The sequence below is a fragment of the Streptomyces sp. NPDC054863 genome, assembly GCF_053610825.1.
Genome location: NZ_JBSGZD010000111.1, coordinates 1 through 23,238 on the forward strand (window position 1 = coordinate 1; position 23,238 = coordinate 23,238).

Sequence of the window (23,238 nt, forward strand, 5' to 3'; positions counted from 1 at the left end):
CTTGCGAATATCGCAAGGGCCGGGCTCCTTCACTTCTTCTCTTCATCTCCTCAATTGCGGAGCAGTCAGGACCACGGGGACAAGGCAGCGCGGATTCAAGACCTCTTGGGGAGTTCGGCCTCGATGAGGTCGGCCGCCCGCCGGGTGCCGCCCTCCTGGGCCATGTCGCGCGCGATCTCGTGCAGCCGGCCGGCGACTTCCGGGTCCGAGGTGAGCTGCAGGGCGGTCTCCCTCAGGAGTTCGGCGGTGGCGTCCTCCGTGTCGATGCGGCGGGCGACGCCCAGCGACGTGAGCATGTCGGCGTTGCCGAACTGGTCGACGGCCTGCGGAACGGCGATCATCGGGGTGCCGGTGGCCAGGCCCTCCTGGCTGCCGCCCGCACCCGCGTGCGTGACGAAGAGGTCGGCCTGCTTGAGGATCGTCAACTGCGGTGCCCAGTGCATGATTTCGACGTTCGCCGGGATCTCGCCGAGCTCGGACTCCTCGACGAACCTGCCGACCTGGAGCACCAGGTGCCAGCCGGGCAGATCACCGAAGGCCTTGATGCATTCGCGGTAGAAGGCGGGCTGCTTGGTGTAGGACGAGCCGAGCGAGACCAGCACCACCTTCTCCGCACCTGCCGGGCGGTGCCACTCCCCCTGATCCGCACGCTCGCCCTGACAGGCTCCGACGAAGGTGTGGATGGTCTCGTCGACGCGGTCGGCGTTCGGCTGGAGCGCCTTGGGGATGAGGACGAGGGAGCGGCTGGGGGCGATGAACCGGAAGAAGTCGTCCGCCGGCATGTCGTTCTCGCGCAGCCAGTCACCGAAGCGGGTGATGTACGCCTGCCCCCGCTCGGTCCTCATCAGTTCGGCGTGCAGCGGCTTGGCGACCTCTTCGTCGTACCCCTCCCAGGCGACCATGTTCGGCGACAGGGAGATGGCGGGCACGCCCCACCGGTGGGCGAGGATCGGGGCCGGGTAGCCGGTGATGTCGTGGATGACGAGGTCGGGCTCGTCACCCTCGAAGGCCTCGATCAGCTGCGGCAGCGCCTGGATGCCGTTGTACAGGAACGGTTCGAGGTTTTCGACGAGTTCGGTGCCCCAGGCCGCCGGGTCGGCGTCCTCGTCCGGCAGGTCCGAGGTGTAGACCACCGGCTCCGCACCGGTCGCGGCGATCTTCTCGGCGTACACCCCCGGGATCGCGTAGCTCACGCGGTGGCCGCGGGCGACCAGTTCACGGATGACTTCGAGGCTCGGGTTGACGTGGCCGGGAAAGGCCACGGAGAACATGAAGATGTGCGCGGGGGCGATGTGCCCGGGGACGGCGGACGCGGGGGCGGCGGACGTGGCTGCGCGAGGCGTGACGTTCATGCCCGTACCGTAAACGAGACGATACGTCTCGTGCAAGTCGTTTCCCCGATCCGCGCCCTCCGCCCGGCCGCTCAGCGCTGATAGCGGGCGAGCACCAAGTTGCCGTCCTCCTCCAGGCGTTGACGCAGCTGCCGCTCGTCGATCGCGCCGCTGTAGTACTCCTGGTACGCGGGCGTGGCGACCTTGTCCTTCCACTCCGGGTAGCCGCGCACCGACTGCGCGGGGGCCGGACGCAGATGGCCGGCGACGGCGGTGCCGGTGGCCCAGCCGTCCTTGGCGGTGCGCAGCGAGGGGTCCCTCAGGGCCTCGGTGCCGGTGGGCAGCATCCAGTCGCCCTTGGCGAGGCGCACCATGTTGTCCGGCCGGAGGAAGAAGTCGATGAACTCGACCGCCTCCTTCTTGTACGGGCTGTCCTCGGCCACCGACAGGGTCTGCGGGCTGACGCCCTGGGTGAGTCCGTCCTTGCCCGCCGGAGCGGGCAGCACCGTCCACGGGAAGCCCTCGGGCGCCTGCTGCGAGATCTGCTGGCGGTACGAGAAGCCCAGCGGGACCATCGCGTACTTGCCGCCGAAGAAGCCGGGGAGGGTGTCCGCGCCGCCCATGCCGAGGGTGGCGGCGGAAGCGGAGCCGTCGGTGTTGACCTGGTCGTGGACGGTGCCGGGGACGACCTCGTCGGCTTCGGTGAAGCGGACGGTGACCTTGCCGTCCTCGCCCTGGCGGAACAGCTCGCCGCCCGCCGACAGGCCGAGGTTGAGGGTGGCGGAGACGGGTTCCTTCAGGGGCCAGGCGACGCCGTACTTCTTGTCGCCGGCCTTCGTCATGTCCGCCGCCAGCTTCTTCGTCACCTGCCTGAACTCGTCCCAGGTCCACGGCTTTTCGGGGGTGGGGATGCGCACGCCCGAGGTCTTGAGCAGCTTCTCGTTGGCGATCAGGACGCGCGGCTCCTGGAGGAAGGGGACGCCGTAGACCTTCTTGTCGAAGGTGGCGGCGTCCCAACTACGCTGCGGGATACCGGACTTGAGGCGGGCCGGGAGGAGCTTCGTCAGATCGGCGAGGTAGCCGCCGTAGCCGAAGTCGGCGAGGTCGTCGGAGGCGTCGTGGATGATGTCCGGCGCCTCGCCGCCCTCGAAGGAGGTGAGGAGCTGGTCGTGGACGCTGTCCCAGCTGCCCTGGACGTACTGGATCCGGACCTTGGGGTGGGCCGCGTTCCACTCCTCCACGAGCTGTTTGTTGATGTCGACGGACTCCTTCTGCCAGGCCAGCGACTGGAAGCGGAGGGTGATCACACCGTTCTTGTCCGGACCGCGCTCGGTGGCCGAACAGCCGGTCAGGAGCAGGGCCGTCGCTGCGGCTGTCACGAGGATCCGGGGCGTACGCATCAGCTCTTCACCGCCCCGGCCAGCATGCCGCCGGTGATCCGCTTCTGGATGATCGCGAAGATCACCAGGGAGGGGAGCGTGGCGAGGAACGCGGCGGCGGCGAGCGGCCCGAGATCGGCCGCGCCCTCGTCGCCGATGAAGTGGGTGAGGACGACCGGCAAGGTCTGCTTCTCCGGGGACTTGAGCAGGACGAGCGCGAAGAAGAACTCGTTCCATGCGGTGATGAACGCGAACAGCGCGGTGGCGACCAGACCGGGCGCGAGCAGCGGCGCCGTGACCGAGACGAGCGTACGGAGCTTGCTCGCGCCGTCCACCGCCGCCGCCTCCTCCAGCTCGGGCGGGACCGCGCGCACGTAGCCGACGAGCATCCAGAGCGCGAAGGGCAGCGACCAGACGACGTACACCATGACCAGGCCGGGCAGCGAGTTGATCAGGTGCAGGTTCTTGAGGATCAGGAACAGCGGAATGATCACCAGGACGAACGGGAACGCCTGGCTGACCACGACCCAGCCGGTCGCCATGGTGGTGAGCCTGGAGCGGTGGCGGGCCATCACGAAGGCCATCGGGGTCGCGATCACGACGGCGATCAGAGCGGCGGCGAGCGCGGCGATCAGGCTGTTCCCGGCGGCTTCGAGGAGCGGCTGCTCGTCGAAGGCCTGCCGGAAGTTGTCGAAGCTGGGGTCCTCGGGGATCCAGGAGGGGTGCAGGTCGCCCAGCTCGCGCGGGGACTTGAAGGCCGTGGAGATCAGCCAGAGGAAAGGGAACGCGAGGAAGACCAGATACGCGAGCAGCGCGAGGTACTGACCGGCCCGGACGGGCCTGCTGGTGCGCATGGGTCCCGAGGTGAGGCTCACTTGTCGTCGCCTCCCTTGAGACGGCCCACCAGGAAGAGGGCGAGGAGTACGGAGATGACCGCGACCATGACGCAGCCCATCGCTGCGGCGTAGCCGAACTGCCCGTAGCGGAATGCCTCTTCGTAGGCGAAGAGCATCGGGAGCCGGGTACGGCCGCCGGGCCCGCCGTTGGTCAGGACGTAGACCAGGGCGAAGGAATTGAAGTTCCAGATGAAGTTGAGCGCGGTGATCGACAGCGCGATCGGCTTGAGCGCCGGCCAGGTCACGGCGCGGAAGCGGCGCCAGGCCCCGGCGCCGTCCAGGGCGGCGGCCTCGTGCAGTTCGTGCGGGGTGTTCTGGAGGCCGGCGAGGAGGGCGACGGTGGTCTGGGGCATGCCCGCCCAGATGCCGACGAGGATCACGGCGGGCAGGGCGGTGGCGAGGCCGGTGAGCCAGTCGCGGCCGTCGCCGAGGCCCAGATTTCGGATCGTCTCGTTGAGGATGCCCGCGTCGGAGTTGTATACGAGGCGCCACATGATGCCGACGACCACCTCGGGCATCGCCCACGGCACGATCGCCAGGGCCCGCGCCAGCCAGCGGAACCGGAGGTTCTGGTTGAGCAGCAGGGCCAGGCCCATGGCCAGCAGGAACTGCGGAACGGTGACGCCGACCGCCCAGAGCAGACCGATCCGGAACGAGTCCCAGAAGAGGGTGTCGTGCAGCAGGTCCTGGAAGTTGAGTGCGCCGACCCATTGGGTGGGGGCGGTGCGGCCCGACTGCGAGTCGGTGAAGGCGAGGGCGACGCCGTACAGCAGCGGACCGACGCTCAGGATCAGGATCGGGATCAGGGCGGGAAGCACCAGGAACCAGGTCCCGAAGTCGGTCCGCCGCCCCGGCTCCGGTCTGCGGACCGGTTTCGGTTTCCCGGGTCGCCCCTTTTCGGTAGCCAATGACACGGATTGGGCTCCTTCAGGCAGTTCAGGCTACTTCTACCGGTTTGGCCGCCCTGGCGACCCCCGTCATCGTGCTGACGGTCCGTGAGTTCGTCAAGCCAACCTGCACTGATGCGAGACTTTGTCGGATTCACTGCGGAAAAGAACACCCACCGGCCACACGGGAGAGCACGACGATGGACGAGACGCGCGCACGCGAGGTGCTGGAGGCGACCGGGCTCGCGGCCGGGGCCGAGCTGGTGTCCCTGGGCGAGAACGCGGTTTTCGCGGTGGAGAGCGCGGACGGTTCGTTCGTCGCCAAGGTCGGCCGCAGCTCCCCCGACCTGGCCGCCCGCGCGGAGCGCGAGCTGGCCGTCGGCGAGTGGCTGGCGAGCGCCGGAGTGCCTGCCGTGCGTCCCGCCACCGACAGGCCGTGGCTGGTGGACGGGCACCCGGTGACGCTATGGCACCGGCTGCCCGATGCCGTACGCCCCTCGCAGCCGCGGGACGTCGCCGAGCTGCTGAACCTGGTGCACGCCCTGCCCGCCCCGCCGTTCGCACTGCCGCCGCGGGACCTCCTGGCGGGGGTCGAGCGGTGGCTGCGGCTGGCGGGCGACGCGATCGACACCGAGGACGCGGTCTATCTGCGGGGCCGCCGCGACGGATTCGCCGCCGCCGCTGCCGCGCTGAACCCGCACCTGACGCCGGGCGCGATCCACGGGGACGCGCTGCCCCGCAACGTCATGGTCGGGCCGGACGGTCCTGTCCTGGTCGACCTGGAGACCTTCGCCACCGACGTCCGCGAGCACGACCTCGTCGTCATGGCCCTGTCCCGGGACCGGTACGGCCTGCCGGACGACGCCTACGCCGCGTTCGTCGCCACCTATGGCTGGGACGTGCGCGAGTGGGACGGCTGTACGGTGCTGCGCGGCGCCCGGGAGACCGCGAGCTGCGCCTGGGTCGCCCAGCACGCGCCGACCAACCCGAAGGCCCTGGCGGAATTCCGGCGGCGGGTGGCCTCGCTGCGGGACAACGACCCCGAGGTGCGCTGGTACCCGTTCTGAGCGGCGCGCCGACTACTGCGCCCCCGCCCGGTCGGCCCGCCGCGCCCGGCCCCGCCACGGTCGGCCCCGCCGCGGTCGGCCCCGCCGCGGTCGGCACGGCCCCGGTCACGGCCCCGGTCGGCCGTCGGTCAGCCCGCCGCGGTCGCCCGGCTCGGGGAGCGCAGCGGCCAGGCCGGGTCGATGACCGCGTCCGAGGTGCCCTTCTTGCGGAGGAACTCCTGGAAGCCGCCCGCCCAGTCCGCGTACCACCGCACCTGCTCCTGGTGCAGCTCGGGCAGGCCGAGGCTCGCGATCGTGGGGTGCCGCTCGGCTATCGCGATCGCGACCCGGACCGCGGCCAGTGCGTCGGCCGACGCCTCGTGCGCCCCGTCGAGCACCACGCCGTACTCGACGCAGACCGCTTCGAGGGTGCGCTTGCCGCGCCGGTAGCGGTCGACCGCCCGGTCGATGGTGAGCGGGTCGACGACGGGTCCGATGCCCGGCTCGCCCGTGAGCTCGGCGAGCCGGTCGCCCAGTGCGGGCAGTCCGTGTCTCGCGAGCTCGGCGGAGAGCAGCGTCAGATCGAACGCCGCGTTGTACGCGACCACCGGAACCCCCCGCGCCCAGTGCTCGACGAGGACCTGTGCGACCTCGTCGGCCACCTCGCGCACCGGACGCCCCTCGGCCGTCGCACGCTCATTGGTGATGCCGTGTATCGCCGAGGCCTGCTCCGGAATCCTGATCCCCGGATCGGCCAGCCACAGCCGCTGTCCGGCCACCGCCCCGCCCCGCACCTCGACGATCGCCGCCGTCACGATGCGCGACTCCAACGGCTCCGTACCCGTGGTCTCCAGGTCGAAGCCGATCAGCGATTCCCCGTGCCATCCCATTCCTGGGCCTCCTTGCGTCTTCTCCCCCAACGGAGAACCACCCTCGCACGCAGCACTGACAATCCGTCTCGGAGGTCGTGCGCGCAGGGGGCCACGGGGTGCTAGGAAACCGGCCGGGAGTCCGTCCACACCGCTTCGAATTCCTCCCGGTACGTCTCGAAGAGGCCGTGCTCGGAGTCCTCGCCGTGCCGCACCACCCCGTCGCGCCCGCCCCGCCCGCCGCCGCGCAGCACCAGCACCGGCGCCTCCATGCCGCGCGCCCTGCGCAGGTACGACTGGACGACGGCGAGCCCGCCGGGGCCGTCGCCGTCGACGAGGTACGCGGTGAAGCGCGGAGTCTCGTCGAAGACCTGGATCTGGAAGGCGCCCGGGTCCCGGAGACTGGCCCGCACCCGGCGCATGTGCAGGATGTTCATTTCCACCGACCGGCTCAACTCTCCCTTGCGCAGACCCAGTTCGCGTTCGCGCCGCTTCACGGAACTGCTCGCCGGGTTGAGGAAGAGCAGCCGGACCCGGCAGCCGGCCTCGGCGAGGCGGACCAGTCGCCGGCCGGAGAAGTTCTGCACGAGGAGGTTCAGGCCTATCCCGATGGCGTCGACGCGGCGGGCGCCGCCGAAGAGGTCCTCGGCGGGCAGCTGCCGCTGGAGACGGACCCGGTCGGGGTGGACGGACACCACGTCCGCGTAGCGGTCGCCGACGAGGTCCTCGACGGCGTCGACCGGCAGCCGGTCCGCGGACGGCGCGCCCGAGCCCGCGCCGAGAATCTCCAGGAGGCGGGCGGAGGCCCTCTCCGCCTGGGCGAGGACGGTCACGGACAGGGCGCGGTTGCGGGAGACGACGTTGCGGGTGACCTCCAGCTCGTCCAGCGCCAGCTCGACGTCGCGCCGGTCGTCGTAGTACGGCTCGAAGCACGGCCAGTGCTGCACCATCAGCTCGCGCAGCTGGGGCAGCGTCAGGAAGCTCAGTACGTTGTCGTCGGCGGGGTCCAGAAGGTACCCCTTGCGGCGGCTCACCTCGCGGACGGCGACGGCGCGCTGCACCCACTCCTGTCCGGCGGGCCCTGCGGCGGCCACCACCCATTCCTCGCCGTGCACCGGTTCGTACACCGGGCGCAGCACGGCGGCGACGACGGCGCGCATCCGCTGCTCGACCAGGTTGAGCCAGATGTAGGCGCGGCCGGCCCGCTGGGCGCGCGTACGCACCTCGCTCCAGGCGTCGGTGCCCCAGTCCAGTTCCGAGCCGATCTCCATCGGCCGTGCGAGGGAGACCGCACCGGGCGGGACGTCTCCCGGGCCGCCCTCGCGCCCCGTGTCCCCCGGGGGTAGCTCCAGCCCTCCCGAGCTCACCCACGCACCGCCTTCTGAACTCTTGTCCGCCCACCGCCAACGATCAAGGAAGGGTACTCCGCATGGGGCGGCCGGTGCAGCCGTTCCCCGAGACGGCCGGAACCGCTGGGTGGTTGGCCCGCATTGGGGGAAGATTCGGGGGAAGATGCGACATCTCCAGAGCTCCGTCCTCGTTGCTGGTTCCGTCCCCGTTGCTCCGTACCACCCGGATCAGAAGTGGAAGAGTCGATTCGATGCAGGTCTGGCCGGGAGAGGCATATCCCCTGGGCGCCACGTACGACGGCGCCGGCACCAATTTCGCGGTCTTCTCGGAGGCCGCCGAGCGGGTCGAGCTGTGCCTGCTGCACGAGGACGGTTCGGAGACCGCCGTCGAGCTGCGGGAGAGCGACGCGTTCGTACGCCACGCCTACCTGCCCGGCATCATGCCGGGCCAGCGGTACGGCTACCGCGTCCACGGCCCGTACGAGCCCGCCCGGGGGCTGCGGTCCAACTCGGCGAAGCTGCTGCTCGACCCGTACGCGAAGGCGGTCAGCGGGCAGATCGACTGGGGCGAGTCGGTGTACGGCTACCACTTCGGCAAGCCGGACTCGCGCAACGACCAGGACTCGGCGCCGCACACGATGACGTCCGTGGTGGTCAATCCGTACTTCGACTGGGGCGACGACCGCCCGCCCCGGACGGCCTACCACCGCACCATCCTCTATGAGGCGCACGTCAAGGGCCTCACGATGCTGCACCCCGACCTCCCCGACGAGCTGCGCGGTTCGTACGCGGCCCTCGCGCACCCGGCGATCATCGACCACCTGGTGGAACTGGGCGTCACGGCGCTGGAGCTGATGCCGGTGCACCAGTTCGTGAACGACCACCGCCTCGTCGACGCCGGGATGAACAACTACTGGGGCTACAACACCATCGGCTTCTTCGCCCCGCACAACAGCTACGCCTCGTGGGGCGACCGGGGCGAGCAGGTGCTGGAGTTCAAGACGGCCGTCAAGGCGCTGCACGAGGCGGGCATCGAGGTCATCCTCGACGTGGTCTACAACCACACGGCGGAGGGCAACCACCTGGGGCCCACGCTGTCCTTCCGCGGCCTGGACAACCCCTCGTACTACCGCCTCGCGGACGACCCGAAGTACTACATGGACACGACCGGAACCGGCAATTCCCTGCTGATGCGGTCCCCGCACGTGCTCCAGCTGATCATGGACTCGCTGCGGTACTGGGTGACCGAGATGCGGGTGGACGGGTTCCGTTTCGACCTCGCGGCGACGCTGGCCCGGCAGTTCCACGAGGTGGACCGGCTGTCGTCGTTCTTCGACCTGGTGCAGCAGGATCCGGTCGTCAGCCAGGTGAAGCTGATCGCCGAGCCCTGGGACGTCGGCGAGGGCGGCTACCAAGTGGGCAACTTCCCGCCGCTGTGGACGGAGTGGAACGGCAAGTACCGGGACACCGTGCGCGACATGTGGCGCGGTGAGCCGCAGACGATCGCGGAGTTCGCGGGGCGGCTGACGGGGTCGTCCGACCTCTACCAGGACGACGGGCGGCGTCCGCTCGCCTCGATCAACTTCACCACCTGCCACGACGGTTTCACGCTGCACGACCTGGTCGCGTACAACGACAAGCACAACAGCGCCAACGGCGAGGGCAACCGGGACGGCGAGAGCCACAACCGGTCGTGGAACTGCGGTGCGGAGGGCCCCACAGACGACCCCGAGATCCTGGCCCTGCGGCAGCGGCAGATGCGCAACTTCGTGGCGACGCTGATGCTGTCGCAAGGGGTGCCGATGCTGAGCCACGGCGACGAGTTCGCGCGCACCCAGGGCGGCAACAACAACGCCTACTGCCAGGACAACGAGCTGGCCTGGGTGCCCTGGCCCGGTCCCGACTCCGAGGGCAACAGGGCGGAGGACGGCACGCTCCTGGTGTTCACCCGCGCGATGGTGGCGCTGCGGCGCGACCATCCGGTGTTCCGGCGGCGGCGCTTCTTCCACGGCCGGCCGGTGCGGGGCACGCAGGACGAGCTCTCGGACATCGCGTGGTTCACGCCGGAGGGCGAGCCGATGGCCCAGGAGGACTGGGAGGCCGCGCAGGCCAAGGCGCTGACGGTGTTCCTCAACGGGGAGGCGATCTCGGAGCCGGGCTCGCGCGGGGAGCGCATCGCCGACGACTCGTTCCTGCTGATGTTCAACGCGAGCGCCCGGACGCTGGAATTCGTGGTTCCGGAGGACCATGGGGAGCAGTGGGAAGTGGTCGTGGACACCGCCCGCGAGGACGGGGTTCCGCCGGGGACGGGCGGCAAGCACGACGCGGGCGAGCACCTCACGCTGATCGGCCGGAGCCTGACGGTTCTTCAGCGTCCCGCGTGAGCGCCGTGTCCCGCGCGAGCGCCGCCGCTGTGTCCGCCGCCGCAGTACTTACTGCGGCAGGGGTGGTACGGGACCTGCCCGCGCGGGGGCGTACCGCCCAGGACAGTCCGGCGCACAGCACGGCCGCGCCGATCGCGACGGCGAAGGCGGCGGGCGGGCCGCTGCTCTCGGCGAGCCGGCCCGAGAGGGCGAGGGCGAGGGCCTGGCCGCCGACGATGCCGCTCATCAGGAAGGCCATCGACTCGGCCAGCCTGTTCGCGGGGACGAGGCGCTCGGTGAGCCCGAAGAGCGTGATCATGTGCGGGGCGTAGGCGACGCCGAGGACGAGGACGACGACGTACAGCGCCCACAGCTGCGAGACGAACACCAGCGGCACCGACAGCACGACCAGGGCCGCGGTGGCCGCGCGCCAGCGGGTGCTCAGCCCGATGCGGACGGGGACGGCGGCCATCGAGAAGCCCGCGACGGCACTCATCACGCCCATGGCGGCGTAGACGAGCCCGGCCTGCTCCGGGAGGCCCAGGTCCTCGGTGAGGGCGGTGATGCCCGCCTGGGATGCGCCGAACATGGCGCCCTGGAGGGCCATCGCGACGCGCAGCGCGTACACCGCACCGGCCTGCCTCGTACGTTCGGCGGAGCCGGTGCGCGCGGCCGGGCGTAGCAGGGACGCCGTCGGATGCAGGGCGAACCAGGTACCGCACACGGCGAGAAGTCCGGCGGCGACGAGCAGCGCAGCGGCCGGGTGCGCGAAGGCGACGGCGAGGCCGACGAGGGCGGGGCCCAGGACGAAGGTGACCTCGTCCAGGGTGCCTTCGAAGGACAGGACGGTGCCGACGAGGCGTTCGTCGGCGTCCTTGCGGCGGGCCAGCGCCAGGGTGCGGGTGCGGGACATCGGGCCGATCTGCGGCACGGATCCACCGGCGACGACGGCGATCAGCGCGAGCGCCACGGTGTCGGTGCGGGCGAGGGCGGCGAGGACGAGGGCGGTCACCGCGACGGCGTTGACGAGTGTCGCGCAGAGCACCACGAGTCGCTGTCCGCGCCTGTCGGCGGCGCGGCCCAACAGCGGCCCGCCGACGGTCTGTCCGGCCGCCAGGGCGCCGCCCACGAGCCCTGCGGTGGCGAGGCTTCCGCTGGTCTCGGCGACCAGCAGCAGGGTGCCGAGCTGGCACATCGCGAGCGGGAGCCTGCCGAGGAAGGAGACGAGGGGCAGGACCGGGCCGGTCAGCCCGATCGCCTCCCGATAGCTCTGCCGGTACGCGCGCAGGGCGCCTTTCGCGTTCCCGTTGTCTCCAGCCATCAGGCGAAATTAACGCCACGCGCGCGAGACGGTGCATGGGCTGATGACACAGAAGCCCCGAATCCGGGTACGTACGTTCGCATGACGCCGACCTCCACCTACCGCCTCCAGCTGCAGCCCGACTTCCCCTTCTCGGCCGCCGGAGAAGCGGTGCCGTACCTGGCCGCTCTCGGCATCTCGCACCTGCATCTGTCGCCCGTGCTGGAAGCCGTGCCGGGTTCGACGCACGGGTACGACGTCGTGGACCACGCGCGCGTACGTGCGGAGCTGGGCGGCGAGGAGGGCCTGCGGGCGCTCTCCCGCAAGGCCCGCGCGCACGGCCTCGGCCTGGTCCTGGACATCGTCCCCAACCACATGGCCGTCCCCGCGCCCGAGCACCTCAACGTGCCTCTGTGGGAGGTGCTGCGGGAGGGCCCCGCCTCGCCGTACGCCGGCTGGTTCGACCTGGACTGGGAGGCGGGCGGCGGCAAGGTGCTGCTGCCGGTGCTCGGCGGGCGGCTCGGCGAGGAGCTGGCGCACCTCTCTGTGGAGGACGGGGTGCTGCGCTACTTCGACCACGCCTTCCCGCTGCGCGAGGGCACCGAGAAGCTGCCGCTGCCGGAACTGCTCGACGCCCAGTGGTACCGGCTCGCCTGGTGGCGCCTGGCCCGCACCGAGCTCAACTACCGGCGCTTCTTCACCATTTCGGACCTGATCGGGGTGCGGGTGGAGGACCCGGAGGTGTTCACCGCCTCGCACGCGAAGATCCTCCAGCTGGTACGGGACGGGGTCGTCGAGGGGCTGCGCATCGACCACCCGGACGGACTCGCCGCACCGGGCGACTACCTGCGGCAACTGGCCGACGCCACCACGGCGGCCGTGGACGGCTCGGGCCGCACGGTGTGGACCGTCGTGGAGAAGATCCTCACCGGCGGGGAGCGGCTGCCCGCCGACTGGCCGGTCGCGGGCACGACGGGCTACGACGCGCTGCACAGGATCGACGGACTGTTCAACGACCCCACGGGCGCCGATGAACTCACCGAGCTGTACCGGACGTTCGCCGACCCGCCGGGCGACCGCGGCGGCTACTGGGCGGCGACCACCCGCCGGGCCGCGTACCGCGTCCTCACCCACGAGCTGGCCGCGGAGACCGGCTTCCTGGTGCGCACCGCCGAGCGGATCTGCGCCGCCGACCCGGCCCTGCGCGACCACGCCCCGTGGGCGCTGCGCACCGCGCTGCGCGAGCTGCTCGTGCGGATGCCGGTGTACCGGCCGTACGTGGCCGCGGGCGGGCCCACCCCGGAGGAGGCGGAGGCGACGCTGCCGCCGGAGGCGGTGCGGGAGGCGAAGGCGGTGTTCTCCGTGCCGGAGGAGGCGGCGGCGGTGGACGTGGTGCGGGCGCTGGCGCTCGGGCGGCTGGGGGCGGGGCCCGACCGGGCGGCGTTCTGCACCCGGTTCGCGCAGACCTCTTCCGCCCTGCGGGCCAAGGCGGTGGAGGACACCGCGTTCTACCGGTACGTACCGCTGCTGTCGGCGGCGGAGGTCGGCGGGGATCCCGGCCGGCCGGCCGTCTCGCCCGACGAGTTCCACGCGTTCTGCGCGCGCCTCGCCCGGGACTGGCCGGCCACCGGGACCGTGCTGTCCACGCACGACACCAAGCGCAGTGCGGACGTACGGGCGCGGCTGTCGGTGCTGACGGAGTGCCCGCAGCGGTGGGCCGGACTGCTGCGGCGGTGGGCCCAGGCGGCGCCCGCCCCCGACCCGCACGCGGCGTGGACGGCGTGGCAGACCGCCGTCGCCCTCCCGGAGGCGGGCGCCGGGCGGCTGGCTCCCGCGCTCCTCAAGGCGGCGCGGGAGGCGGGGCTGCACACGAGCTGGACGGAGCAGGACGCGTCCTACGAGCAGGCCCTGGACGACTTCGTACGGTCGGGTCCCGGCGGGCCCGCGCACTACGAGGTCTCGCTCTTCGCCCGCGAGTTGGCGCCGTACGTCCGGGCGAACACGCTGGGGGCGACGCTGGTGCAGCTGACGATGCCGGGGGTGCCGGAGCTGTACCAGGGGACGGAGCGCGAGTACCTGGCGCTGGTCGATCCGGACAACCGGCGGCCGGTCGCGTTCGAGAGCGCCGCCTTGGTGCGCGTGCACGGCAGGACCGACAGGAGCACCCTGTCGGACGAGAAGCTCGCCCTGACGACGACGGCCCTGCGGCTGCGCCGCGACCACCCGGAACTCTTCGGCGAGAGCGCGCCCTACGCGCCCCTCGCCGCACGCGGCCCGGCGGCGCGGCACTGCCTGGCGTTCAGCAGGGCGGGGGAGGCCGTCACGGCGGTCACCCGGCTGTCGATGCGACTGGCGGAGGCGGGCGGCTGGCAGGGGACGGAGCTGGAGCTGCCCGCGGGGCTGTGGGCCGATCAGCTGGCGGGGAGCCGGGAGTTCGAAGGGACGGTGCAGCTGTCGGCACTCTTCGCGGACCGGCCGGTGGCGCTGCTGGTGAGGGTGCACAGGTCGGCCTCTTGAGGCGCGGGCGCGGCTTGGGGCGCGGATGCCTCTTGAGGTGCGGACACCTGTTGAGGCTCGGACGCCTCTTGAGGTGAGGGGCGGGCGGAGGCGGGGGCGGCTCCGTACGGTGAGGACCTGCGCAGCAGTTCCGCGAAACGGGCTGCGGCGCCGGTCAGTTCGACCCGTGAGTACACGGTGAGGTCGCGCCACCACGGCGGGTCGACCGTCAGCACCACGCAGTCCTCGCCGACCGCGCCGCGCACGACGTGGGCCGGTGACGTCGCCACGCCGACGCCGGCGGCGGCCATCCGTACGGCGGTGGAGGTGTGCTCGGTGCGGACCGCCGTGCGCGGGGAGAAGCCGGCCCGTGCACAGGCCCAGTCGAGGAAGGCCCGGCCCTCGACCACCGCCTCCATCGCGCACCGCACCCACAGGTGCTCCGACAGTTCCTCCAGCCTGACCGAGGTGCGGCCCGCGAGGGGGTCGTCGAAGGGGACGACGAGCACGATGTCCTCCCGTCCGAAGGGGACGACGGGGCCCGGCCAGTGCTCGGGTCGCGGCCCCACCGCCAGGTCGGCGACGCCGCGTTCGACGTGGTCCTCCAGTGCGTCGGTGGTGGCGTACTCGTGGAGGTGGAGCGCGACGCCGGGGTGTTCGCGGCGCCACTGGGCGAAGACGTCGGGGAGGATGCCGACGGCGACCGAGTGCAGGGCGGCGACGTGCAGTTCGCCGCCCTCGGCGCCGGCTGCCGCACGGGCGGCTCTGCGGGCCTGTACGGCGCTGCGCACGGCGCGTTCGGCGTGCGGGAGGTAGGCGCGGCCCATGACGGTGAGGCCGACGCCGCGCGGTCTGCGCTCCAGGAGGGCGCCGCCCACCGACTTCTCCAGGGCCTTGATCTGGTGCGAGAGAGCGGGCTGGGTGACGTGCAGCAGCTCGGCGGCCCGGGTGAAGGACCCCTCGTCGACGACCGCGAGGAAGTACTCCATCTGCCGAAGGCTCATCCCCGTGCGCTCCCCCATGAACGTTGTGCATCGCTCCGACAAGATTATTGCCTTGGACGCATCACCCCTGGTGGGCGGAGCCTTGGTCCATGACGGACAAGACGGCAGACGTGATCGTGATCGGCGGCGGCACCGGCGGCTACAGCACCGCCCTGCGGGCCGCCGCCCTGGGCCTGACGGTGGTGCTCGCCGAGCGCGACAAGGTGGGCGGGACCTGTCTGCACCGGGGCTGCGTCCCCTCCAAGGCGATGCTGCACGCGGCCGAACTCGTCGACGGCATCGCGGAGGCCCGGGAGCGCTGGGGAGTGAAGGCGACCCTGGACTCGGTGGACTGGCCGGCGCTGGTGGCGACCCGCGACGACATCGTGTCGCGCAACCACAAGGGCGTGGAGGGACACCTGTCCCATGCGGGGGTTCACGTGCTGCGCGGCAGCGCCGAGTTGACCGGGGACCGTACGGTACGGGTGGAGGGGCACGGGGAGTTCACCGCACGCCGTGGCATTGTCCTGGCCACCGGGTCCCGCCCTCGTACGCTGCCGGGGCTCGCCCCGGACGGACGGCGGGTCGTCACCAGCGACGACGCACTCTTCGCACCCGGGCTGCCCGCTTCCGTCCTTGTGCTCGGCGGGGGCGCGATCGGGGTGGAGTACGCCTCCTTCCACCGCTCCTTGGGAGCCGACGTCACCCTCGTGGAGGCGGCGGACCGGCTCGTACCCCTCGAAGACGCCGAGGTGAGCCGTCACTTGACGCGTGGGCTGAAGAAGCGCGGCATCGACGTGCAGGTGGGGTCGCGACTGCTGGACACCGAGGTTCTGCCGGACGGGGTGCGGGCCACGGTGCGCACCGCGCGCGGCGAGACCCGCACCGTGGCGGCGGACCGGCTGCTGGTGGCGGTCGGGCGGGTGCCGGTGACCGACGGGCTCGGCCTCGCGGCAGCCGGTCTTGCCACCGACGAACGGGGGTTCGTGGCCCCGGCGGACTGGTCCCGGCTGGAGACCGCGGTGCCGGGCGTCCATGTGGTCGGTGACCTGCTGCCGCCGCCCTCGCTCGGCCTGGCGCACGCCTCGTTCGCGGAGGGCCTGCTGGTCGCCGAGACCCTGGCCGGGGTCCCTTCGCCGCCCGTCGACTACGCGGCGGTGCCCCGGGTCACGTACTCCTCGCCGCAGACGGCCGCGGTCGGACTGAGCGAGGGCGAGGCGCGCTCCCGTGACCTGGACGTGGTGGTGAACACGATGCCGCTGACCGCCGTCGCCAAGGGCATGGTGCACGGGCAGGGCGGCGTGGTGAAGGTGGTCGCCGAACGCGACGGCCGGGTGCTGGGCGTCCATCTGGTCGGGCCGCACGTCTCGGAGATGATCGCCGAGAGCCAGCTGATCGTCGGCTGGGACGCGGAACCCTCCGACGTCGCCCGGCACCTCCACGCCCACCCGACGCTCTCGGAGGCGGTCGGCGAGACGTTCCTGACCCTCGCCGGACGGGGGCTGCACCAGCAGTAGCGAGCAGCGGTGACGGCGACGGCAGCGACAACAGCGGTGGCTCAGCGGTCATTTGGGGGCCGGAGCACCGCCGAGAGAAGGCGGCGGGGCCGGGGGCATGCTCACCCCGGCCCCGTCGCCCGTCCATGAGGGCCGGCGATCAGCGCCGCCCCGCCCCCTCGTACCCGACGGGAGCCGTGCGCGGGTACGGCGGGGCCGCCCCCGGACCGGGCCGCTCGGCGGCCTTCCCCGGTATCCGGACCGGCCACCAGGTCCGCTCCCCCAGCAGCGCCAGCGCCGACGGCAGGATCAGGGCCCGCAGGACCACCGCGTCGAACAGCACCGCCACCGTGAGACCGACGGCTATCTGCTTCATCTCGATGCGGTCGATGAACAGGAAGCTGACGAACACCGACACCATGATCACGGCGGCGCTGGTGACCACTCCGGCGGAACCCGCGATGCCGTCCACCACCGCCTGCCGGGTCGGCACTCCGCGCAGTACGGCCTCGCGGATCCGGCTGACCACGAAGATCTGGTAGTCCGTGGACAGCCCCACCAGGATGGCGAAGACCATCAGCGGGGTGCGCGACCCGACGAACCCGAGCGACTCGAAGCCGAGCAGCCCCTGCGCCCAGGTGCCCTGGAAGACGAGCGTCAGCACGCCCCAGGAGACCATCACCGCCGCCAGGTTGAGGAGCACGCCCAGGACGGCGAGGACGACCGAGCGGAACGCGGCGTACATGACCGCCAGACAGGCCAGCGAGACGAAGACGATCACCCAGAGGAGACGGTCCGACTGGTGTGCGGCGTAGTCGAATCCGCCCGCGATCTCACCGCTGACGGCGACCTCGGCCCCTGGCACCGCGCCGACGGTCGCCGGTATCAGCCCGGCGCGCAACCGCTCCAGTGAACGGGTCGCCTCCGGAGAGTTCTGGGTGTGCGGAACGGGCAGTTCCAGCAGGGTGGTCCGGCCGTCCGTCGAGGTCCGCAGGTGCGGAGCACCGTTCACCGCGAACAGGGGGTCGCCCTTCGTGCTCCCGGAGAGCCGGTTCAGGGCTTCCGCCACCGCCCCGGCGTGTGCCGGGTCGGAGCGTACGAGGACGAGGTGCGAGGCACCCTGGTCGGGGAAGGCGGCCGTCAGCCGGTCGTAGGCGGCGACGGCGGGCACGCTGTCGGGGAAGGTCTCCGTGCCCTCGGTGCCGAGCTTCATGTTCAGAGCGGGCAGGGCCAGGGCGGCGGTCGCCGCGAGGCCGACGAGCAGGGTGGCGAGGGGGCGTCGCATCACGGGGCGCAGCAGGGCGGTCCAGGCCTTGCTGTTGCTTGAACCACTCGTGCCCGAACTGCCGTTGCCAGAGCGGTTGTTGCCCGGGACGCCGGCGCCCCGGCGGCGGCGGTTCGCGCGGCCCCGGCGGCCGTCCACCCTGGGGCCGAGCTTCGCGAGCAGCGCGGGCAGGATGGTCAGCGAGCCGCCGACGGCGACCAGGGTGACGAGGATGGCGCCGGTGGCGATGGACGAGAAGATCACGTCGTCCATCAGGTAGAGGCCGCCGAGTGAGAGGGCGACGGCGAGTCCGGACTCGACGACCGCGCGCCCCGAGGTGGCGGCGGCCAGCTCGACCGCGGCGGCGTGGCTGAGGGTGCCGCCCGAGCGCTCCCGCTCCTCCCGCACCCTCTTGAGGTAGAAGAGCGAGTAGTCGACGCCGACCGCCATACCCAGCATGAAGATCACGCTGAGGGCGGCGCCGCCCGCGTCGGGGAAGAGCCAGGAGGCGGGCCCGTAGAGACCGACCGCTCCGGCGAAGGCCAGCAGGGCGAGCAGTACGGGGATTCCGGCGGCGATGACCGCGCCGAAGACGACGAGCAGGATGAGGAAGGTGACCGGGAGACTGATCATCTCGGTCCGCTGGAGGTCCTTGCCCTGCTGGTCGTTGACGGCGTTGGAGATGGAGGCGCTGCCGGTTTCCTCGATGCGCAGGTCCGGGTGCGCCTGCTGCGTCTGTGCGGTCTTGGCGAGGAGCGCGTCGACGTCCTCCTTGGCGGTTTCCTTGTCGCCGCGCAGAGTGACGGTGACCAGGAAGGCGCCGCCGTCCCCGGACCGTAACGGCCCGTCGACGTCGGTGACGGCCGGCAGGGTCCGCATCCGGCGTTCCAGATCGGCGGCGGCCGAGCGGGCGGCGGCCTGGTCGGGCTTGCCCTTGCCGCCGGTGATCAGGAACTTCTCGACCGGGGCCGGGGTCAGGTGCCCCTCGTCGGCGAGCGCCTCGGCGCGGCCGGCCTCGCCGACCCAGAAGTCGGCGAACGTGCCCTTGTTGGTGCCGATCGCGGCTCCGGCACCGACGCACAGCACGACGAGGAGGACCCATCCGACGATGGCGCGCCACGGGTGGGTGGCGCACCACCGTGCTGTCCTGACCGTGACCGGCTGCCTGCTGCCCTGCATGAGGGCTCCTCCCGTGGAAGCGTGCTGTCTGGGTGATCAGCTTCCTTCGGGGGGTGTACCTGAGTCACTGACACCAGCCGTACAGTCGCCCTGGGGTTTTCCCCAGGGCCGCACTGCGGTCAACCGCAGTGCGGTCAACCGCAGTGCGGTCAACGGCTGGGCCGTCAGGCCGACTTGAAGACCGCGCCTGTCGACGCGTGCATCACGCAGGCGTTGGGGTAGTTCTTCGCGAACACCATCCGTCGGCCGTCCCACATGCCGTACGACATGGCGGTGACCGGCTGGTAGATCATCGGGCAGGCGACGTCCGCGCGCTTGATCTTCGCGATGTCGCCGTCGACCGCCTTGAGCTGCTTGCAGGCGAGGGAGGCCGACGGGTGGCTGCTGCCCTTGCGCGGCGGGCAGCGCAGCAGGTTGCCCTTCATGGGTCCGACGGCTTCCTCACCCTCGATGACGACGGTGTACAGCCAGTTGCCCGGGAGGGCCTCCTGTTCCGTGGCCGCCGCGGTCGCGCTGCCCGCTCCGGCGAAGAGTGCCGCCGTGGCGGCTGCCGCGACGAGTGCCCTGCGTCCCGCTGTCCGTACTGCCGTCCGTACTGCCGACATGGCTGTCACCGTTCCTTGCACGGGTGCGCGCGGGCGGGCGCCCGCGCCGCTGCATGCATCGGCACGGCGTGCACCTGTGTTGACCGACACTGGGCCGAACGGCCCAACAACCCGACGGCCAGAAGCCCGGCAGTCCGCCAGTCCGCCAGTCCGCCAGTCCGCCAGTCCGGCAGTCCGGCAGTCCGGCAGTCCGGCAGTCCGGCAGTCCGAGGGTTCAGTTCGCCGACAGCCGGAAGGACATCCGGCCGAAGCTGACCTGGTCCCCGTCGTTGACCACGGCCGCCCCGGTGACCCGGCGCCCGTTCACACAGGTGCCGTTGGTGGAGCCGAGGTCGCGGAGGATCCAGATGCCGCCCTGCCTGGCCAGTTCCGCGTGCCGGCGCGAGACGGTCTCGTGGCTGAGCCGCAGTCCGTTGCCGGAGTCGCGGCCGATGCGCAGCGGCACCGGTCCCGGCTCGGGGAACAGCAGCTTCGGCAGCCGCTCGGTCGTCCAGGCCCTGCGCAGCCTCACGGTGAACGCGGAGGCGCGGCCGACCGCGGCGAACATCCGGCGCGACCAGCGGCCGTCGGTGTCCAGGTCCGAGGTGAGGACGGCCAGGTCGGCGGACTGCCGTGCCGCGAGGGCGAGTTCCATCCGGTGCAGGAAGGTTTCGTGCGACAGCTTGCCCTGGGCCGCACCTTCCCGCAGCACGGCGAGCGCACGGTCCCGCTCGGCGTCGGAGAGCCGCGCCGGGAAAGTGTGGGGCTCGTAAGGGGGCGTCACAGGAAGATTGTCGGGCCGAGACGGCAGGGGTGTCCAGCAGACCGGGCGTTCTCGCCCGAGCTGACCAGCGCGGGAACACGTGTTGCGGCGACTTCGAACGGGCACTCGGCACGAAGAGGGCCGACGGAACGGCTCGGTCCGGCAAGAAGATCCCGGCAGGCGAGGATCCCGGCCGGCGAGGATCCTGGCCGGCAAAGATCTTGGCTGCCGAAGATCCCGGCCGACACAATGACTTGGGCCAGCAGAGCTCTCCGACGAAGAGGGGCCGTCAGTGCTGTTCGACGTATGGGCACCACAAGCCGAGGAACGGGTCACGCTCCACCTGCCGGGCGGGGCCGTCGCCGCAGGGCCGTCCGGCACCACGGGGACATCTGTCACCACAGGGGCGTCCGGCACCACGGGAGCGTCCGGCACCACGTATCCCATGGAGCGCGATCCCGACCGGGACGGCTGGTGGACGGTACGGGCCGACGCGGCGGACGGCAGCCGCTACGGGTTCTCCCTGGACGGCGGCCCGGTCCTCCCGGATCCGCGCTCCCGCCGCCAGCCGGACGGGCCCGACGGGCTCAGCGCCGTCGTGGACCACGACGCGTTCGCATGGCGCGGCGGCTGGGCCGGCCGGCCGCTGACGGGGGCGGTGCTGTACGAGCTGCACATCGGCACGTACACCCGTGAGGGCACCTTCGACGCCGCCTCGAAGAGGCTCGGGCACCTGGTCGAGCTGGGAATCACCCATGTCGAGCTGATGCCGGTGTGTCCGTTCCCCGGGACGCACGGCTGGGGGTACGAGGGGGTGTCCCTCTGGGCGGTGCACGAGCCGTACGGCGGACCCGAAGGGCTGAAGCGGTTCGTCGACGCGGCGCACGCCGTCGGGCTCGGCGTGGTCCTCGACGTGGTGCACAACCACCTCGGCCCGTCCGGCAACCACCTTCCGCAGTTCGGCCCGTACTTCACGGAGACGCACCACACCCCCTGGGGTGCGGCGGTCAACCTGGACGCGCCCGGCTCGGACGAGGTGCGGGCGTACCTGGGCGAGAGCGCGCGGTCCTGGCTGCGGGACTACCGGCTCGACGGGCTGCGCCTGGACGCCGTGCACGCCCTCGCGGACACGCGGGCGCTGCACTTCCTGGAGGAGCTGTCGGCCGGTGTCGACGCCCTGGCGGCCGAGCTGGGCAGGCCGCTGTTCCTGATCGGCGAGTCCGACCTGGGCGATCCGCGCACCGTCACCCCGCGCGAGGCGGGCGGTCTCGGTCTGCACGCCCAGTGGAACGACGACTTCCACCACGCCCTGCACACCGCCCTCACGGGCGAGTCCCAGGGCTACTACGCGGACTTCGCCCGTGCTCCTCTTGAGGCGCTGGCGAAGACCCTCACACGGGCCTTCTTCCACGACGGTACGTATTCGTCGTTCCGGGGCCGGAAGCACGGCAGGCCCGTCGACCGCACGGCGACCTCCGCGCACCGGTTCCTCGGATACGCCCAGACGCACGACCAGGTGGGCAACCGTGCGCTCGGCGACCGGCTGTCCGCGTCGCTCTCCCCCGGGCTGCTGGCCTGCGCGGCGACGATCGTCCTGACGGGGCCCTTCACGCCGATGCTGTTCATGGGCGAGGAGTGGGGGGCGCGCACGCCCTGGCAGTTCTTCACCGACCACACCGATCCGGAGCTCGCCGAGGCGGTACGGGCCGGGCGCCGGCGGGAGTTCGCGGCGCACGGGTGGGCGGCCGAGGACATTCCGGATCCGCAGGATCCGCGCACCCGGGAGCGGTCCTGCCTCGACTGGTCGGAGCCGGACCGCGAGCCGCACGCCCGCCTGCTGGCCTGGCACCGCGAGCTGATCGCGCTGCGCCGCACGCAACCGGACCTGTCCGACCCGGACCTGGCCGCGGTGCGCACCGCCCACGCGACGGGCGGGGCGGATCGCTGGCTCGCGTTCCGCAGGGGCGACATCAGGGTCGCGGTGAACCTCTCCGACGCCCCGGCGACCATCGGTCTCGGCCGCAACGGACGCACCTCCGTGCTGGCGGCGTGGGAGCCGGTGGAGGCGCCGGGGCGGGACGGAGTGCTGGTGCTCCCGCCGGAGTCCTGCGTGGTGCTGGGGAATTGAGCACAAGGCCGACCGGGGCGGCGGCAGGGTGAGCCCTTGTGCTCACCGGGGCGGCGGCCCGGTGCTCTCCCTCGCTTCCAGGTGCGGGAGTTCGCCCTGGAGGCTGCGCACCGGCGCGCCGTCGACGACGGCGAGGAGTTCCTGCGCGGCCAGCCGGCCGAAGGCGGGGGTGTCGCGCACCAGGGCGGTCAGCCGGGGGTGGGTGACCCGGCAGAGGGACGAGTCGTCCCAGGCGACGATCGACAGGTCGCCGGGTACGGAGACGCCCCGCCCCGCGGCCACCGAGGTGCCCGCGACCGCCATCACGTCGTTGTCGTAGACGATCGCCGTCGGGCGGGTGCGCGGCGGCTCGTCGAGGATGCGGCGGGTGGCCTCGGCGCCCTCCGCGTCGGAGTAGTCGGTGGCGACCGAACGCACCTCGTCCTCTTTGAGGCCGCGGCGGGCCGCCTCCGCGCGCAGGGAGAGGATGCGCCGCTCGGTGTGGGCCAGGCCGCGCATTCCTGCGACGTGCACGATGCGGCGGTGGCCCAGGGAGTGCAGGTGGTCCAGTACGGAGGCCATCGCACCGGCGTCGTCGGCCCACACGTTGGAGAGGGGCAGCGGCACCTGAGCGTGGTGCGCGTCGGCCTCCAGGCCGCCTATGACAACGGCGGGCAGGCCCAGCGAGGCGAGCAGGGCGGGGCGCGGATCGTCCACCCTGGGATCCACGACCAGGACGCCGTCCACGCGGCGCTCCGCCCACCAGCGGCGCAGTACGTCCAGTTCGGTGTCGAGGTCCTCCACCACCTGGAAGAGCAGCGCCACTTGGCGCACGGAGAGCGCCTCCTGGATGCCGGAGACGAGTTGGAGGAAGAAGGACTCGACGCCAAGGGTGCGGGCGGGGCGGGCGAGCACCAGACCCGCGCAGCCCGCGCGTTCGCCGGAG

At 71.9% G+C, this 23,238-nt stretch carries 17 protein-coding genes; 5 read left to right on the forward strand and 12 right to left on the reverse strand.

What is annotated here, in order from left to right; all coding sequences use genetic code 11:
* Positions 1-95 precede the first annotated feature (95 nt).
* The 4 genes from mgt to ACWGIG_RS20525 form a co-directional block, all read right to left on the reverse strand.
* Positions 96-1,352, reverse strand: a complete 1,257-nt coding sequence (mgt, locus tag ACWGIG_RS20510; protein ID WP_453323057.1) for a macrolide-inactivating glycosyltransferase — start codon at positions 1,350-1,352, stop codon at positions 96-98.
* 71 nt (positions 1,353-1,423) lie between these two features.
* Positions 1,424-2,731, reverse strand: a complete 1,308-nt coding sequence (locus tag ACWGIG_RS20515) for an ABC transporter substrate-binding protein (RefSeq protein WP_453323058.1) — start codon at positions 2,729-2,731, stop codon at positions 1,424-1,426.
* Positions 2,731-3,564, reverse strand: a complete 834-nt coding sequence (locus tag ACWGIG_RS20520) for a carbohydrate ABC transporter permease (protein ID WP_453323073.1) — start codon at positions 3,562-3,564, stop codon at positions 2,731-2,733. Before ACWGIG_RS20520 ends, ACWGIG_RS20515 begins: the two co-directional genes overlap by 1 nt.
* 17 nt (positions 3,565-3,581) lie before the next feature.
* On the reverse strand, positions 3,582-4,520 hold the full coding sequence (locus ACWGIG_RS20525) for a carbohydrate ABC transporter permease (protein ID WP_453323059.1): 939 nt from the start codon (positions 4,518-4,520) through the stop codon (positions 3,582-3,584).
* A 173-nt stretch (positions 4,521-4,693) separates the two neighbouring features.
* On the opposite strand from ACWGIG_RS20525, the gene ACWGIG_RS20530 reads away from it, so the two are divergent.
* On the forward strand, positions 4,694-5,560 hold the full coding sequence (locus ACWGIG_RS20530) for a phosphotransferase enzyme family protein (protein WP_453323060.1): 867 nt from the start codon (positions 4,694-4,696) through the stop codon (positions 5,558-5,560).
* Positions 5,561-5,688: 128 nt separating this feature from the next.
* Here the strand turns inward: ACWGIG_RS20530 and ACWGIG_RS20535 are convergent, their stop codons facing one another.
* The gene (locus tag ACWGIG_RS20535) at positions 5,689-6,429 is read right to left on the reverse strand and encodes an exonuclease domain-containing protein (protein WP_453323061.1); all 741 of its coding nucleotides are present in this window, start codon (positions 6,427-6,429) and stop codon (positions 5,689-5,691) included.
* Positions 6,430-6,530: 101 nt separating this feature from the next.
* Positions 6,531-7,775, reverse strand: a complete 1,245-nt coding sequence (locus ACWGIG_RS20540) for an SAV2148 family HEPN domain-containing protein (RefSeq protein WP_453323062.1) — start codon at positions 7,773-7,775, stop codon at positions 6,531-6,533.
* Positions 7,776-8,008: 233 nt separating this feature from the next.
* Here ACWGIG_RS20540 and glgX point away from each other — a divergent pair, with 233 nt between their 5' ends.
* Positions 8,009-10,141, forward strand: coding sequence for a glycogen debranching protein GlgX (gene glgX, locus ACWGIG_RS20545; RefSeq protein WP_453323063.1), 2,133 nt, complete (start codon positions 8,009-8,011; stop codon positions 10,139-10,141).
* Here the strand turns inward: glgX and ACWGIG_RS20550 are convergent.
* Entirely contained in the window at positions 10,095-11,441 is a 1,347-nt protein-coding gene (locus tag ACWGIG_RS20550; RefSeq protein ID WP_453323064.1) for an MFS transporter, read from the reverse strand. The two genes, glgX and ACWGIG_RS20550, sit on opposite strands and share 47 nt — an antisense overlap.
* 81 nt (positions 11,442-11,522) lie before the next feature.
* Here ACWGIG_RS20550 and treY point away from each other — a divergent pair, with 81 nt between their 5' ends.
* Entirely contained in the window at positions 11,523-13,937 is a 2,415-nt protein-coding gene (treY, locus tag ACWGIG_RS20555; RefSeq protein ID WP_453323065.1) for a malto-oligosyltrehalose synthase, read from the forward strand.
* On the opposite strand, the gene ACWGIG_RS20560 is transcribed toward treY, so the two are convergent.
* Positions 13,832-14,920 carry a LysR family transcriptional regulator gene (locus tag ACWGIG_RS20560; protein ID WP_453323066.1) on the reverse strand — a complete coding sequence of 363 codons (1,089 nt, stop codon included), beginning with the start codon at positions 14,918-14,920 and terminating at the stop codon, positions 13,832-13,834. The genes treY and ACWGIG_RS20560 overlap by 106 nt on opposite strands.
* Positions 14,921-15,009: 89 nt before the next feature.
* Between ACWGIG_RS20560 and lpdA the strand changes: the two genes are divergently transcribed.
* Positions 15,010-16,416, forward strand: coding sequence for a dihydrolipoyl dehydrogenase (gene lpdA / locus ACWGIG_RS20565; protein WP_453323067.1), 1,407 nt, complete (start codon positions 15,010-15,012; stop codon positions 16,414-16,416).
* A 139-nt stretch (positions 16,417-16,555) separates the two neighbouring features.
* Here the strand turns inward: lpdA and ACWGIG_RS20570 are convergent, their stop codons facing one another.
* The 3 genes from ACWGIG_RS20570 to ACWGIG_RS20580 all read right to left on the reverse strand — a co-directional run bounded on the left by ACWGIG_RS20570 (position 16,556) and on the right by ACWGIG_RS20580 (position 20,206).
* Positions 16,556-18,838, reverse strand: coding sequence for an MMPL family transporter (locus ACWGIG_RS20570; RefSeq protein WP_453323068.1), 2,283 nt, complete (start codon positions 18,836-18,838; stop codon positions 16,556-16,558).
* A 164-nt stretch (positions 18,839-19,002) separates the two neighbouring features.
* Positions 19,003-19,443: an SSI family serine proteinase inhibitor gene (locus ACWGIG_RS20575; protein WP_453323069.1), complete on the reverse strand. Its 441-nt coding sequence runs from the start codon at positions 19,441-19,443 to the stop codon at positions 19,003-19,005.
* 214 nt (positions 19,444-19,657) lie between these two features.
* The gene (locus tag ACWGIG_RS20580; protein ID WP_453323070.1) at positions 19,658-20,206 is read right to left on the reverse strand and encodes an FHA domain-containing protein; all 549 of its coding nucleotides are present in this window, start codon (positions 20,204-20,206) and stop codon (positions 19,658-19,660) included.
* A gap of 271 nt (positions 20,207-20,477) precedes the next feature.
* Between ACWGIG_RS20580 and treZ the strand changes: the two genes are divergently transcribed.
* Positions 20,478-22,313: a malto-oligosyltrehalose trehalohydrolase gene (gene treZ / locus ACWGIG_RS20585; protein ID WP_453323071.1), complete on the forward strand. Its 1,836-nt coding sequence runs from the start codon at positions 20,478-20,480 to the stop codon at positions 22,311-22,313.
* A gap of 42 nt (positions 22,314-22,355) precedes the next feature.
* On the opposite strand, the gene ACWGIG_RS20590 is transcribed toward treZ, so the two are convergent.
* Positions 22,356-23,238 (reverse strand): LacI family DNA-binding transcriptional regulator (locus tag ACWGIG_RS20590; RefSeq protein ID WP_453323072.1); only part of this gene is annotated, 883 nt, incomplete at its 5' end.